The sequence below is a fragment of the Shumkonia mesophila genome (genome assembly GCF_026163695.1).
Taxonomy (GTDB): Bacteria; Pseudomonadota; Alphaproteobacteria; order Rhodospirillales; family Shumkoniaceae; genus Shumkonia; species Shumkonia mesophila.
This window is the reverse complement of record NZ_JAOTID010000024.1, coordinates 24,870-39,804: the sequence shown is the minus strand read 5'-3', so window position 1 is coordinate 39,804 and position 14,935 is coordinate 24,870. Positions and strand designations below refer to the sequence as shown.

12 protein-coding genes are annotated in these 14,935 nt (G+C 62.0%); 8 read left to right on the top strand and 4 right to left on the bottom strand.

The window, feature by feature from the left end:
• On the bottom strand, positions 1-215 hold a 215-nt coding region (locus ODR01_RS23605; protein ID WP_316980173.1), incomplete at its 3' end, for a hypothetical protein.
• A gap of 309 nt (positions 216-524) precedes the next feature.
• On the opposite strand from ODR01_RS23605, the gene ODR01_RS23600 reads away from it, so the two are divergent.
• Together ODR01_RS23600 and ODR01_RS23595 are read left to right on the top strand one after the other, a co-directional pair.
• Positions 525-1,286, top strand: a complete 762-nt coding sequence (locus ODR01_RS23600) for an IclR family transcriptional regulator (protein WP_316980172.1) — start codon at positions 525-527, stop codon at positions 1,284-1,286.
• 411 nt (positions 1,287-1,697) lie between these two features.
• Positions 1,698-2,606, top strand: a complete 909-nt coding sequence (locus ODR01_RS23595; protein ID WP_316980171.1) for a hydroxymethylglutaryl-CoA lyase — start codon at positions 1,698-1,700, stop codon at positions 2,604-2,606.
• A gap of 159 nt (positions 2,607-2,765) precedes the next feature.
• Here the strand turns inward: ODR01_RS23595 and ODR01_RS23590 are convergent, their stop codons facing one another.
• Positions 2,766-3,689, bottom strand: coding sequence for a LysR substrate-binding domain-containing protein (locus tag ODR01_RS23590; RefSeq protein ID WP_316980170.1), 924 nt, complete (start codon positions 3,687-3,689; stop codon positions 2,766-2,768).
• Between the two features lie 168 nt (positions 3,690-3,857).
• Between ODR01_RS23590 and ODR01_RS23585 the strand changes: the two genes are divergently transcribed.
• From ODR01_RS23585 to acnA, 6 genes are all read left to right on the top strand, one after another.
• Positions 3,858-4,430 carry a hypothetical protein gene (locus ODR01_RS23585; RefSeq protein ID WP_316980169.1) on the top strand — a complete coding sequence of 191 codons (573 nt, stop codon included), beginning with the start codon at positions 3,858-3,860 and terminating at the stop codon, positions 4,428-4,430.
• A gap of 9 nt (positions 4,431-4,439) precedes the next feature.
• On the top strand, positions 4,440-5,969 hold the full coding sequence (locus tag ODR01_RS23580) for a tripartite tricarboxylate transporter permease (protein WP_316980168.1): 1,530 nt from the start codon (positions 4,440-4,442) through the stop codon (positions 5,967-5,969).
• Between the two features lie 133 nt (positions 5,970-6,102).
• On the top strand, positions 6,103-7,074 hold the full coding sequence (locus tag ODR01_RS23575) for a tripartite tricarboxylate transporter substrate binding protein (RefSeq protein ID WP_316980167.1): 972 nt from the start codon (positions 6,103-6,105) through the stop codon (positions 7,072-7,074).
• 62 nt (positions 7,075-7,136) lie between these two features.
• Positions 7,137-8,306 carry a PrpF domain-containing protein gene (locus tag ODR01_RS23570; protein WP_316980166.1) on the top strand — a complete coding sequence of 390 codons (1,170 nt, stop codon included), beginning with the start codon at positions 7,137-7,139 and terminating at the stop codon, positions 8,304-8,306.
• Positions 8,303-9,529, top strand: coding sequence for a CaiB/BaiF CoA transferase family protein (locus ODR01_RS23565; protein WP_316980165.1), 1,227 nt, complete (start codon positions 8,303-8,305; stop codon positions 9,527-9,529). The genes ODR01_RS23570 and ODR01_RS23565 overlap by 4 nt, the downstream gene beginning before the upstream one ends.
• Before the next feature lie 6 nt (positions 9,530-9,535).
• Complete coding sequence (gene acnA, locus ODR01_RS23560; protein ID WP_316980164.1) at positions 9,536-12,154, top strand: aconitate hydratase AcnA; 2,619 nt, start codon at positions 9,536-9,538, stop codon at positions 12,152-12,154.
• A gap of 940 nt (positions 12,155-13,094) precedes the next feature.
• Here acnA and ODR01_RS23555 read toward each other — a convergent pair.
• Positions 13,095-13,997, bottom strand: a complete 903-nt coding sequence (locus ODR01_RS23555; protein WP_316980163.1) for an ABC transporter permease — start codon at positions 13,995-13,997, stop codon at positions 13,095-13,097.
• On the bottom strand, positions 13,994-14,935 hold the full coding sequence (locus ODR01_RS23550; protein WP_316980162.1) for an ABC transporter permease: 942 nt from the start codon (positions 14,933-14,935) through the stop codon (positions 13,994-13,996). The genes ODR01_RS23555 and ODR01_RS23550 overlap by 4 nt, the downstream gene beginning before the upstream one ends.

Here is a 14,935-nt window from a genome sequence, read left to right as displayed (position 1 = left end):
AGCATCTGGCCCGCCGTCATCACGCCGGAGCCCCCACTGCCCGTCAAGGCGATCGACACCGACGAGGCCATACGGGCCGAACAGGGGGCATCGCGGCCGGTGGTGGCTCCTTCCTTCATCGCCATGGCATCCTTGGTTTCGCGGCAAACGGGATCGGGATCGCCGGCTTCACCACGGGAAGCCGCAGGGATCATGTCTCTTGAGGAGGTGTGCACGGACGAACTCCACGCAAATGAGTCAAGGAATCAGGTACTGGGAGACTGAAGAGGGACCAGGCTGAGCATTCTTCAGGGAACCGCCTCACAAACGTCGAGCCTTTCCGAGATGCGTGCATCACGAAGAATGAACTGCCGCGTACCAAGTCGCCGTCATCATCCGTTTATTTCTGTCTAATACAATTTATTTCTTTTTGACAGAACTTTTTTCGAAGGTTGCCGGCCGTTTTCCGCACAACCGCAGCCACATCTTCGCTCAGTTGAAATCCCGTTCTGATCCATGCATCATGTCCCTCTCAGGTTTCCTTGATGGCTTTCACGAACTGGCGAGAGAACAAGATGGCGCAGGACCGCGTCGAGGCTGTGGAACGGGCATTGACGTTGCTGGACTGTTTCACTGAGGAGGCCCAGGAAATCACGCTCGGGGATCTGGCTGGAAAGACCGGATTCTATCGCAGCACCATTCTTCGGCTTTCCCACTCGCTGGAACGGTTCGGCTATCTGTCCCGACGTCCCAACGGCTCCTACCGCCTGGGGCCGACGTTGCGCCGACTCGGCTCGCTTTACGGCCCCCTGCCGGATCTCAAGGACTACGTGTTGCCGGTTATGCGCCGTCTGAGAGATAGGACCGAGGAGTCCGTTTCGTTTTACGTCAGGGACGGAGACGCCAGGGTCTGCCTTTTCCGTGCGAATTCGACCCGGCCGGTGCATTACCACATTTCGGAAGGAGCGCGCCTTCCGTTGCACGTCGGGGCGGCGGGACGGGTGCTTCTGGCGTTTGCCGGCGAACCCGGTCCGTCCTATAATGAAACGCGCGAATCGGGTTATGCCGTTTCGCTTGGCGAGCGCCATTCCGAAGCGGCTAGCGTTGCGGTTCCGGTGTTTTCGGCTCATCGAATCCTCGTCGGCGCCCTGGGCATATCGGGGCCATTGCCGCGCTTCACTTCGGAAGCCCAACACCTCTATGTGGCCCTTCTCAAGGAAGCGACTGCCGATTTGGCGTCGATCCCCGATCCTATAGAAGGCGTCTCAGATCGCAGCAAGGGCCGCGGGCGAAAAAAAAAGTCCTGACCGGAACCGACGCCGAGTTCCCGTGCCGACAGTTCATTTTTTTGTCGGTTCGCCGAACAGCAAGGGCCTCCGGCGTCGATCCAAACCCCATCCCGGCAGACCAGGTCTTGCCTATCGCGCATCCGATAAAACGCGATTGACGCCTGCTGTATTTCGTGCGATGAATAGAAACACGTTCTTTCAGACAGAAGTATTAATGCCCATTTCCCACCCTGTGTGGGGAAAAATGGAATAGGCAACCGTGTGTCGGATTTCGCTTGGCGGTCTCCACTTTCATCAACCTCTAGAGGTGGGGCATGCCATAGGGTTGGCACACATGATGGCTTCGACAGAGAAGCTGCACTCGGCGGGAATGGGGGCGCCCCATTTCCGCCGCCTCTTTCTGGGGACCGGAACCGGGAGGATCTATCCATGAAGCTGCCGAAGACCATCGTGATCGAAGAAGAGGGCCTGCGCGACGGCCTGCAAAGCGAGGAGCGGATCTTCTCGGTCGAAGAAAAGCTCGACCTGATCGGCAGGATGGAAGCCGCCGGCGTGCGCCGCATTCAGGTGGGGTCGTTCGTGCATCCCAAGTGGGTGCCGCAGATGGCCAACACGGATGAAGTCTTTCACCGTCTCGAGCGGACGGACGGAGTGACCTACACGGCGCTGGTTCTCAACGACAAGGGGCTCGAACGCGCGCTCGCCTGCGGTGTCGGACACCTCAGCATGTCGATGTCGGCCAGTGAAAGCCACAACCGCAAGAACGCCAACTGCACGCGTGAGGAGGCCAAGGAGCGGGTTCGCGACATGGTATCGCGGGCCAAGGAAAGCGGCGTCACGGTGCGTGCTGGCATCCAGTCGGCGTTCGGCTGCGCCTACGACGGCGCCATTGATCCCGAGTTCGTGCTCGGCGTCGTCGAAATGTACCGCGAACTCGGTGCCGACGAGGTCAACCTGGCCGACACCGTGGGTTTGGCCAATCCGCGTGCCGTCTTCGATTTGACCGCCCGCGCGAAAGAGATCGTCGGCAACGACCTCGCCGTGTCATTGCACCTTCACGATACCCGTGGCCTGGGAGTTGCCAATATGGTCGCCGGCCTGCAGGCCGGGGCGGCCATCCTCGACACTGCCGCCGGGGGGCTCGGCGGCTGCCCGTTCATTCCCAATGCGGCCGGCAACGTCGCGACCGAGGACGCTGTCTATGCCCTCGAGGAGATGGGGATCGCCACCGGAATCGACTGGCGGAAGATGGCGGCGATCGTCGGCGAATTCGAAGCGAAGGTCGGTAGAAAGCTGCCGGGGCGGATGGCTCATTTGCCCAGGGATTGCGAGCAATAAGTCCCGGCTGAGCGGAATCGGCTTTCGATCTCGCCCGCGGCCTAATCCGAGTGGCCCACGGCGGAGAAGATCCTTCGCCCTTCCCATTACGGTGGAGATTGGGAGGGGCGCGCGGTCGACGATCATGGCCGTCTTGATACGGCCGCGACGGCGGCCCGCTCAGGGTGAGGCGAGACCAACGCTGTTCCCTTCTGGATCAAAAGTTCGTGCATTGTCGTAGTTCCTATCGGTCAGTGCAGCGGTCTCGGAAAGCCACTTCATGAACAGAGCGACGGTCGAGCGGCCCAAGTCCTTAGTGCGGCAGGAAACCCAGTATTGCTCCGGCTCTTCGACCTCGTGGCCAAAGGGGGCGATCAACCGCCGGCTTTCCAGGTCGGCACTGATCAGTGCGGGCTGGGCGATAGCGAAGCCGGTTCCTTCTCGTGCGGCCTGATAAGCCAAGGATGAATTCTCAAACCGGATGCCCACATGGGGTAACGCCAGTTGCTCCATCCCCATGGTGGCCAACCAGAGCTTCCACTGGTCGACGTGCATGTCGGAATAATAGATCTGCGTCCTATAGAGGATGTCAGGCCCGGGGTTGCCTAGGCAGCTAAAGGTATTGGGGCTGCAGACCGGGACGAAGCGCCGGCGGAACAGGGGCAGGCTGGTGAACAGGGGACCTTGCGGAAGCCCGATGCAGACGGCGACACTTATTTCCTCTTTGTCAAAGCGATTCTCATTCAGCGACGGCCTGATCCGAAGATCAACGTCCGGAGCAATGGCATGGAAATCTGCAATCCGCGGCACCAGCCATTGGATTGCGAATGTCGGGTAAACGTTGACGGTCAGGGCACTTTCCCTGTCCCTGTCGATGATTTCATCAATCGCCTTGGCGATGTCAGAAAAGGCATCGGACAGGTGCCTGGCCAGCAATATCCCTTTCGACGTGGCGACAACGCCACGCGAATTACGTTCCAGGACTCTGATTCCCAAGTGTTGTTCCAACACAGCAATCTGCCGACTGACTGCTCCTGGAGTCACGTTCATTTCGCGCGCCGCGGCGGAAAGCGACCCCGTCCGAACCGCAGCCTCGAAGCACACGAGGGACCGAAATCCGGGAAGACGCCTCATCGCCAGCCTACCGTTCGCTTTGAGTTTTCATCAAAATGGCGTTGCCTCTTTTGTTATTGTCAGCTTCCCGGACTTTGGTCAAGCTCTACCAAACGTCATTCTGAATGGAATGCCCAAATAAGAAGAATGGGAGGATAGATGGCCTTGGCGTCCGACCAGATAGGCAAAGTTGACAGCAGCTTGAATTTATCAGACAGGGAGAAGGCGTCGTTGGATGGAAAACCGTCACCATCGACTTCTGGTCTTTCCGCTCTGTTGTCGAACCGCGGCGTCGCACTTGTGCTGTTGGTGGCAACATTTGTACTAGGTACGGTTATCTGGAATTCGGAGTGGGCCCATGAAAGGGCACGCGATGGGTTCACGCTCGGTGGCTTGCCTCTTTTTGCCGTGTACTCAATGGCCGCGTCGCTGCTCATCCTGGTCGTGGACCGCGCGGCGACCCGACCCTCGGGGTTCAAACGCGAGTCGGTCAAGGGTGTACTCATCGTCGTGCTGGCGGCGGTGGCAGTCGGGGTGATCTTCCTGAGCTTCCGTGTCGTCGGCTTCATTCCGGGAATATTCGCCATGGTGGCAGCAGGAAGCCTATTGCTCGGCTTCCGCCCGGCTTGGATTGCGCTGGCCGTCGGTATGGTGATCGCGATCTCCTTGCGACTGCTGCTTTATGCGCTGAGTGTCGGTGTTCCCGACGGCCCCCTCGGCCTGTTGTTCTGAGGACGGATAATGTTGGATTTTGGTCACATTTTTGATGCCTTTGGACTGGTCTTTTCGGCGAACACCCTTATGTGGGCCATGGTCGGCGCCTTCATTGGCGTGGGTGTCGGCGCAATGCCAGGACTGAGCCCGGCACCGGCGATCGCGCTGCTCCTGCCATTGACCTTGACGCTGAACCTGCCGGCCACCCTCGGACTGCTGATTGGTGTCTACAAGGGCGGCATCTACGGCGGATCGATCTCGGCCATCAGCTTTGCGACACCGGGGACAGCGGAATCCGGAGCCACGGTGCTCGACGGCTACAAGCTGACCCAGGCCGGCAAAGGCAAGAAGGCCTTGCAGATGGCCCTCTACGCCTCTATCACCGGGGATCTCATCAGTTCGCTCATCACCATCTTTCTCGCCCCCGCGCTCGCGTTGCTGGCGTTGAACTTCGGCCCTACCGAACGGCTGTGGCTGATCATCCTGGCGATCGCCCTGCTCGGCGCGCTGTCCGGCGATCATCTCGGCAAGGGGCTGTTCGCCGCCGCCCTGGGACTCTTCATTGGGACCATAGGCGTGGATCCGATCAGCAATTCCGAGCGTAACACCTTCGGCCTGTGGTGGCTGTCCGACGGCGTAGGCATGATCCCGCTGATCATCGGCCTCTTCGCCATCGCCACGATGTTCGAGAAGTTGGTCAAGCTCGTGGGAAAGATGAGCAGGCTGCAGGAAATCCACGACCGGGTCATGAACCGGATCGAATGCCGGAGCGAGAGCCTGACTTTCGCAGAATACCGAAGCTGTTGGAAGGAAATGACAATCGGTACCGGTGTGGGGACTTTCGTTGGCATCCTGCCTGGCCTTGGCGCAACCGTTGGGGCATTCCTGTCCTATGGCGTCGCGCGTCAGGCCTCGCCGACCAAGCAGATCGGCACCGGGCGCCTTGAAGGCGTGGCGGCGGCCGAATCCGGCAACAATGCCACCGCCGGCCCCACCCTGATCCCGCTTCTGGCCTTCGGCATTCCCGGCGGGACGATCGCGGCCATGATCGGCGTGGCCCTCGCCATCCAAGGTGTACAGGCCGGTCCGCGGATGTTCGACCTGTTCCCCACAGAAATCTATTCGCTCTTCATCATCCTGATTGTGGCGAACTTCCTCGTACTGGCAATCGGTTACTTCCTCTCGGGCTTCTACGCCCGCCTCGGCCAACTGCCAGAGGCGCTGCTGGTCCCGGTTGTCCTCGCCATGTCCCTGGTCGGGGCCTACGCCTACCGTAACAACACCTACGACGTGATGCTCGCACTGTTTTTCGGGGTAATGGGCTATCTGCTGGAGCTGGTGAAAATCCCGCTCGGACCGCTGATCATTACCTTCCTGTTGGCGCCGCTGGCCGAGGAAAGCCTGCGTCGTGCTCTTCTCATCAATGGCCATGAATGGGGTGGAGCGCTGTTTTGCAGCAACTTGGCGATCGGTCTTGCCGTTGCGACCGCGGTGCTGGTGGTTTGGCTGGGCCGCGCCCACATGGGGGAGCGTCTGAAAGGTGGGGCCGCCAAGTGATCAAGACATGCCCATCGGGGAAACAAGGATTCAACCCCAGACATAATGTGGTTCCAGCCGACGTTCAGGCGGCGCGAGAAGCACAATAGCGAACGCACTCGATTCAACCTTGGAAGCAAATGGGAGACCAAACATGGAAATCGGACGTGCAAAGCTTCTGGGAATGGCGGCGGCGCTGGCGTTGTCGACGACGCTGGGAACGGCGCAGGTCGCGCAGGCCCAGGACGCAAAATTTCCCAGCAAGGCTGTTCAGTTCATCGTTCCCTACAGCGCGGGCGGTGGACAGGACCAGTGGGCTCGGATGATTGCCTCGGCGGCCCAGAAGTACATGGGCCAACCCATGAACGTCGAGGTTCGCGCCGGAGCGGGAGGCACGGTCGGCTGGCGTTATCTGCTCGATCAGCCAGCCGACGGCTATACAATCATGATTGGCAGCATCAGCCCGATGATCGCGGTGCTTGGCGAAAAGAAGCCGCCGGTTCCGATCGATGCCGTCCGGATGGTCAACATCGTCTCCGATTTCAACCCTCAACTCCTTTCGGCACCCGGAACGGAATGGGACACCTGGGACAAGTTGGTGGCCTACGCCAAGCAAAATCCCAATAGGTTGACCGTGGGCGGGACGCTGGCCCAGGCGCTGGCTGCCGCTGCTGTGTTCGACCAAGCCGGAATCAAGGCGAACTTCATTCCCTATTCCGGAACCAGCCAGGCGGTTACCGACATGCTGGGTAAGCATATCAGCCTTTCGGTGGTCACGCCGACCACGGCGGTTTCGCTAGGCGATAAGGCAAAGGCCGTTCTCAACGTGGGGGACCTGCCCAACGGCCAAGCCCTGAAGGCCGCGCTGGGTAACGTGCCGTGGGCAGGTGATCTCGGCTACAAGGGCGTGGCCCAGCCGCGTTGGATCGGGGTCCATCCCAAAACACCGGACGATATCGTGGCCAAACTCGATGCCGGGATCAAGGCGACGCTTGGGGATTCCGTTGTTGTGAATTTCGTGACGAAGAGTGGCGAAGAGGTGATTTACTCCGATCATCGTAAAGCCCAGGCGACGTACGACGCCATGGTTGCGAGCATCCGCAAGCTACTTCCACTTCTGAAATAACGGGCCGCCGACTCCGCCCATTCCGGGGGTGCCCTCTTCCTGGAAACGAAGGATAGGAAATTATGCCTATAAAACCCGCACTGAACATGCGTTCCATCGATGCCATGATCATTCGGGGGGGATCGTCGAAAGGTGTGTTCCTCGACATCCGGGATCTTCCCCCCGCAGGTCCCGAGCGGGACAGCATCGTGCTCAAGGTCTTTGGATCTCCCGACAAGAGACAGATCGACGGACTAGGGGGCGCGGACAAGCTGACGAGCAAGGTGGCGGTGATGGGGCCGCCGACGCGGGTGGATTGCGACATCGACTATCTGTTTGGGCAGGTGAACCAGGAGTTGCCACGCATCGACTGGTCGTCGAACTGCGGCAACATCTCGGCTGGCGCGGCGCTTTACGGGGCGTTGAAAGGGGCCGGGCATATCGAGGGCAACGTCGCTCATCTCGCCATCCACCAGGTCAACACCGGACGGCGCTTGCGGGCGAAGGTCCCGCTGCTGAACGAGTTTCCCTCGGTGGATGGCGACTTTGCCATCGGCGGCGTACCGGGCACCGGGGCCCGGATTGATGTCGATTTCGGCGACTTCGCGGGCTCAGCCCTGGGCGGCAACGTGCTGCCCACGGGCCACCCGCGCGACGAATTCGATGTGCCGGGTCTCGGCCGGATCGAGGCCAGCGTAGTAGATGCGGCCAACCTGCACATCTTCGTGCGCGCCAAGGACGTGGGAATGGTCCTGACGGATTCGATCTCCGACATGCAGGCCGACGCCAGCCTGGTCCTCCGACTGGAGGCGATCCGCAAGACGGTCTCTCGCGACATCGGTTTCATCACCGGCGAGAACGCGGACGAGGAACTGCGGGTCAGCATGAACCCGTTGATCTTTGCCGTGAACGCGCCGGTCGACTACCTCGCCACGAACGGCGAGCGGATCGGGGCCGGTACCTACGACCTCTATTCGCGTTCGCTGGCACGGTTCGCCTTCTCTCGGGCCTACCCGGGCTCGGGGGCCGCTGGCACGTCGGTGGCGGCGGGTATCCCGGGGACCATTGTCAACGAGGCGGCACCGGGCCTGCGCACGGACGAAGACGTCTATCTCGTGAGGATCGGCCACCCCGGCGGCACCCTCGATGTGGCGGCGCAGATCGAGATTGGCGCCGACGGGGTCCGTGTGCATCAGGCGTTGATCGGTCGCACGGCGCGGCTGCTCATGGACGGAAAGGCCTATATCCGATGACGACCAAGTCTCGACATTTGCCCCTTGCTGGAGTGCGGGTTCTCGATTTCGGCCATACCGTAATGGGGCCGACCGCTGGGTTGGTACTTGCCGACCTGGGCGCCGAAGTGATCCGGGTGGAGCCGGCCTCCGGCGACCCAACCCGGCGCCTGCGGGGTTTCGGAACCGGATATTTTCCCTTCTACAACCGCAACAAGAAAAGCATTGCCGTCGACCTGAAATCCGAGGCGGGAAGGGAAATCGTCACCCGCCTTCTGACCAAGGCGGACGTACTGTTGGAAAACTTCGGCCCCGGCACGATCGACCGCCTTGGCTTCGGCTACGAGGCGGTCCGTGCCGCCCATCCCCATGTGATCTACGTGTCGATGAAGGGGTTTCTGCCGGGGCCCTATGAAGATCGCCTCGCACTGGACGAGGTCGTGCAGATGATGAGCGGCCTAGCCTATATGACCGGGCCGCCGGGACAGCCGTTGCGGGCCGGCGCATCGGTGGTCGATGTCCTGGGCGGCTTGTTCGGCGCGATGGGTGTCCTGGTGGCACTGCGCGAACGCGATGCCACCGGCCAGGGCACATTGGTCAGGAGCTCGCTGTTCGAAAGCGTCATGTTCCTGATGGGCCAGCATCTAGCCTACGCGGCGCTGTCCAAGGAGCCCGTCCCGCCGATGCCGGCGCGGGTCTCCGCGTGGGCAATCTACGACCAGTTCCCGACCGCGGACGGCGAAACGGTGTTTGTCGGGATCACCTCAGACAAACAGTGGCAGGCCTTCTGTAACGAATTCAACCGGCCCGAACTGCTGGCCGACGAAAGTTTGGCCACCAATAACCAGAGAATTTCGGCCAAGTCGCAGCTGCGGCCGCTAGTTGGAGGAATAGTGTCCGCCCTGCCGCTGCGCGAGATCGAGAAGCGATGTGTGCGGGCGAAACTTCCCTTCGCCCACGTCGCTCGGCCCGAACAGCTTTTTGACGACCCCCATCTCAACGCCGGAGGGCGGCTGTTGGAAACCCGGCTCGGAGGGGGCGTCGTTACCCGCCTCCCGGCGCTTCCGCTCGAAATCGGCGACTTCAAGGCCGGCCTGTACAGCGATCCGCCTCAGCCCGGGGCCGATACCCGCGCCCTGCTCGAGGAACTGGGCTACGGCAAGGAAGAGATGGAAGCGCTTATCGGCGCCGGCGTGGTGGTCGGCACGGACAGCGAGGCACGAACCTCGACAGCCGCAGAGTAAGAAAAAATGGATAGCTACAAGACGATTGCCGCGTTTGCCGGCAGGCACGTCATCGACATGCACGCCGCAGCGAAGGCCTTTCCCGGTCTTCCGACGCTGCCGGTGTCCTCGCGTATTCTGATTGAGAACCTTCTACGGAATGAGGACGGCATCTCGGTCACCGCCGAGGACATCGCGGCCATGGCGCGACGCAAATCCGAGGACACCGGCGAGATCGAAATTGCCTTTCGCCCGACCCGGGTGATCATGCAGGACTATGCCGGAATGCCGGCGTTGATCGACTTGGCGGGACTGCGCGACAAGGCCGCGCGTCAAGGCGTCGACCCGGGGCGAGTCAACCCATGCATCCCGGCCGACCTAGTGGTGGACCATTCTGCCATGGTCTACGTCACGCGTCAGGCTGGGGCCTTCGCGGACAATCTGCGCCGCGAGTTCGCCGACAATGGGGAACGTTTTTCCTTCCTCAAATGGGCCCAGTCTGCCTTCTCCGGCCTTCGGGTGGTGCCGCCGGGACAGGGCATCATCCACCAGATCCATATCGAGCACCTTGCCGAAGTGGTGAGCGAGCGGGTTGTCGGAACGGCGACATGGCTGTTTCCCGACACGGTGATCGGTACGGACAGCCATACCACCATGGTCAACGGGCTCGGCGTGCTGGGTTGGGGCGTCGGCGGCATCGAAGCCGAGGCGGTTATGCTGGGAGAGCCCGTTTCCATGCTGGTGCCACCGGTCATTGGCGTGCGTCTGAGCGGAGAGGTCCCCGCAGGGATTTTGGCCACCGATATCGCGCTGACCCTGACCGAGGCCTTACGGAAGCGCGGCGTGGTGGGGGCCATCCTCGAATTCTTCGGTCCCGGCGTTGCCGCCCTTCCGGTCGCGGACCGGGTGACGATCTCGAACATGACCCCCGAGTTTGGCGCCACCGCCACCTTCTTTCCCAGCGACGACCGTACGCTTGATTATCTGCGCATGACCGGTCGCGAAGCCGCCCATGTCGAGCGGGTAAGCGGCTACCTGCGTCGCAATGGCCTGTGGTTCGACCCTGCATTCAGTCCCGCCGTGGCCGACGTGATGGAATTCGACCTGTCGTCGGTGCGTCGGTCGATCTCGGGACCGCGCAAACCCGAGGAACGGCATGACCTAGCCGAAATCCCGGCAATCGCCCGCGCCGCCATAGGCGAAATTCAACGGCAGGAGAACGGGCTCTCGGACGGCGACATCGTCATCGCCGCGATCACGAGTTGCACCAACACCTCCAATCCCGCGGCGATGATCGCGGCTGGCCTGTTGGCACGCAATGCCAGAAGACGAGGGCTGAGTGTTCCTCCGAGAATTAAGACCTCCCTGGCACCCGGTTCGCGCGTCGTGGTCGACTATCTGGCCCGCGCGGGATTGATGGAGCCCCTGTCGGAACTGGGGTTCGATCTTGTGGCCTTCGGCTGCACGACCTGTGTCGGCAACACCGGCGAACTGGCCCCCGAAGTTTCCACCGCGATCAGCAAGGGAAACCTGACGGTTGCCGCTGTCCTGTCCGGGAACCGCAACTTCGAGGGGCGCATCCATGGGCAGGTGAAGACGAACTTCCTCGCCTCGCCTCCGCTGGTGGTGGCCTATGCCCTGGCAGGCTCGGTCCTGCGCGACCTGACGCGGGAACCCCTGGGGCACGATTCCGGTGGAAAGCCGGTCTTCCTTGCCGACATCTGGCCGGACGCCGAGGAAATACAGCGCACCGTCGCCGCGTCGGTGAGCGGCGACCAGTTTGCGGCCCGCTACGCCGCCGTCCTTTCGGGTGGCGAGGAATGGGACGCGCTCGACGGCGGAGAGGGAGCGACCTTCGGCTGGTCGGAGGGCAGCACCTATCTGCTATGCCCGCCCTTCTTCGACTTGGCTCCATTCTTCTCGCCAGGACAGGCGATGCTGAGAGACGCACGGCCCCTGCTGGTCCTTGGGGATTCCGTGACCACCGATCACATCTCGCCGGTCGGCGCCATCGCAACCGATACCCCGGCCGCCGAATACTTGGGACAGTGCGGCGTGGCGCCACGCGACTTCAACGCATATGGTGCGCGGCGGGGCAACCACGAGATCATGACGCGCGGCACCTTCGCCAACGTCCGGCTGCGCAACGCTATGGACGACCGCGTCGGCGGCTACACCCGGATCATGCCCGAAGGGACTCCGGTGACGGTCTACGATGCCAGCCGGGCCTATATCGAGCGGGGAACGGATACCATCGTCATCGCGGGCAAGATGTACGGCGCGGGGTCGGCGCGCGACTGGGCGGCCAAAGGTACCCGGCTTCTGGGCATCAAGGCGGTCGTCGCCGAGAGCTTCGAACGCATCCACCGTTCGAACCTAGTGCGGCTGGGCGTCCTTCCTCTGGCCTTCGCGCCCGGCGTGTCTCGCGAGAAGCTTGGAATTGCGGCGGGGGACACGTTTACGCTCCCTCATGATGTCGCCGACTTGAAGCCATTGCAGCGGTTCGCGCTGCGGCGGCGGTGCGAGGATGGCCGCGAGGATGAAATCCCGGTGATTGCACGAGTCGACACGCTCGACGAGCTTCGCTACCTGCGCGATGGTGGCATTCTGCCGAGTGTGGCACAGCGTCTGCTCGCCACGGAATAAGAAACGGATATCATCACGTTGGTATTAGCGCTTGTCTGTTGTGACGGTGTTGGCAGGGTGAGTTGGCTTGATCTAAGCCTCTAATTTTTGAAGAAGAATGAGTGTGGCCCGATATGGAATAGTCGCATCGTCCGTTTCGTATTGCCGCCCCTACTTTTCGCAATTGGCCACTTCCGGACGCAGGAGGCGATATCAACGGCCTTCAAGTAGGCATCCGTTGGAGGTTCGAATTGCGACTCGCAACAGCCTTAACCTGGTAAATGACGCGCCGGGATTCCATGCCGAGCGGCGGTTTCTTGCCATCGAGGGGTCCCATGGCTTCGCTCGAGGGGAAAGAATGCCAACGCGCATATTTATGGGCGGGTCCCATTCTTCTACCCTTCTTATCGGCTTTGAATTGCGATGCTGCCATCAGCGTGTCTCTGCAACATCGTCAGGGTGACGCAAGTGACAGCTCATCTCTAAACCTCGCGCTCTTTGAAGGCGGCTGAAATTCAGGCTTCCCGGAGCGAAGAACGGGACGTCGCCTCCACAACCGCGGCATCTCGTTTGCGCATTCCGGCCCTGCTTGCCAACGCCGCGCGCATCGAGCATCAAGTTCAACCGGAACGCCTCGGTATAGGCGAGCTCGCTACTGCAGGTGCCGGTCGCCTTGATCGCTATCTCGTCAGTCGGATTTGCCCGAGTCCGTTCCGGGGCCAGGAGCCGTCTGTCTGTTTTGAGGCGCGGAACGAGGTAAATGGACGCTGATGCCGGGGAGGTGCTTTGGCACCTGCTGACCCTAGCTTATTCTCATAGGCATCTGGGAGGCCCCAAGAGCAGACTTTCAGGGCATAATCCAAAGGGCGGATGTTCAAATCTTCCCTTCACCACCAAGCCAGGCCTTTAACCTCAATGGGTTGCGCGCCTCTTGGTGCACGGGAAATGGGACGCGCCCTCCCTATCGGCCTCGTAATGTAGGGTCGAGACGATCACGCAGCCAGTCGCCGAGGATGCTGATGGCCAGGGTGGTCAGGAAGATCATGGTGCCGGGCAAGATGGCGATCCACCAGGCCGAGATCAGGTAGGAGCGTCCCGCCCCCAGCATCTGGCCCAGGCTGGTCAGCGGCGGCTGGATGCCGAGGCCGAGGAAGCTGAGCGAGGTTTCCAGCAGGATGGTGATCGGGAAGTTCAGGGTGAACTGGACGATCAGGACGCTGAGGATGTTGGGCAGGATGTGGCGCAGGTAGATCCGTCCCGGCCGCGCGCCGAGCGCCCGCACCGCCACGGCATAGCCGTGGGTGGTGGTCGAGATGACCATGCCGCGGGTCAGGCGGGCGTAAGTCTCCCAGCCATGGATGCCCATGATGATGACGAACAGGGTGAAGCTGTTGCCGAAGAAGCCCAGGACGAACAGGGCGACGATCATGAACGGCAGCGACGCCTGGACATCGACCAGCATCATGATGGTTTCCTCGACCAGTCCGCGGAAGTGGGCGGCGACGAAGCCGATGAAGGTACCGATGACGGCCGCCAGCGCCGTGCCGACGAGGGCGATCACCACGCTGAAGCGGGTGGCGTAGAGCAGGCGACTCAACAGGTCGCGGCCCAGTTCGTCGGTGCCCAGCGGGTACTTTGACAGGCCGCCCATGAAGGCCGGCGGCTTCAGTCGGTTGACCAAGTCCTGGGTCGTGTAGTGGTAGGGGGCCAAGGCCTCCGTAAAGAGGGCCGCAAGGATGACCAGGGCCAGGAACGCGAGGCAGACGATCACCACGGGCGGATAGCGCGACGCCCAGGTGGGCGCCAGGGGCATGGCACGGTGGAGTTGGGTGGCGCCGGCGGACGCTTCCCGGGTCGGGCTCATGACTCGCCTCCATCGGCGCCGGTGCGAATGCGCGGATCGATCCATCCGTAGGCGAGGTCGACCAGCAGGTTGGCGACGACCATGGTCGCCGCCGTCAGCAGAAGCAGCGCCTGGACCACCGCCAGGTCGCGCGACGCCACCGAGACGACCAGCATCCGCCCGGCCCCCGGCCACGCGAACACCGTTTCCGTGATGATCGACTTCACCACGAGATCGCCCAGGCGGAAGCCGATGATGGTGATAATGGGGATGCCAGCGTTGGGCAGGGCGTGCCAGCGCAGCCGGCGCTCGCGGTGAACCCCCTTGGCCTTGGCCGTCCTCATGTAGGGCTTGCTCAGGACCTCCAGCATCGACGAGCGGGCGAAGCGGGCGATCTGGCCGACCGTCGAGGTGGAAAGGGTGATTGCCGGCATGATCAGGTGCCACACCGTGCCCATGCCCGAGCTGGGCAGCAGGCGCAGCCACAGCGAAAAGATGAGGATCAGCAGGATGCCGAGGAAGAAGTTGGGGATGCTGAAGCCGAACACTGCGAAGCTCATGACCAGCCGGTCGATCGCCTTGTTGCGGTGCAGCGCGGCGATCATGCCGAGGGGCAGGCCGGCGACCAGGCTGATGAGCAGCGAGATCCCGCCGAGCAGCACGGTGCGGGGCACCGCCTCGGCGACCAGTTCCGCGGCGTCGCGGCCCTCGGCCACCGAGATGCCGAAGTCGCCGTGGAACAGGTTGACGACGTAGCGGAAATACTGGACGTGCAGCGGTTGGTCGAAGCCATAGAGCTTGGTGTAGTACAGGAGGACGTCGGGCGGCGCGTCGGCGCCGACGAAGGCGAGCACCGGATCGCCGGAAAGGCGCAGCACGAAAAAGACGAACGTCACCACGATCCACAGGGTGATGATCGCGCGCAGCGTTTTGACGACGATGAATCGCGAATTGATCAT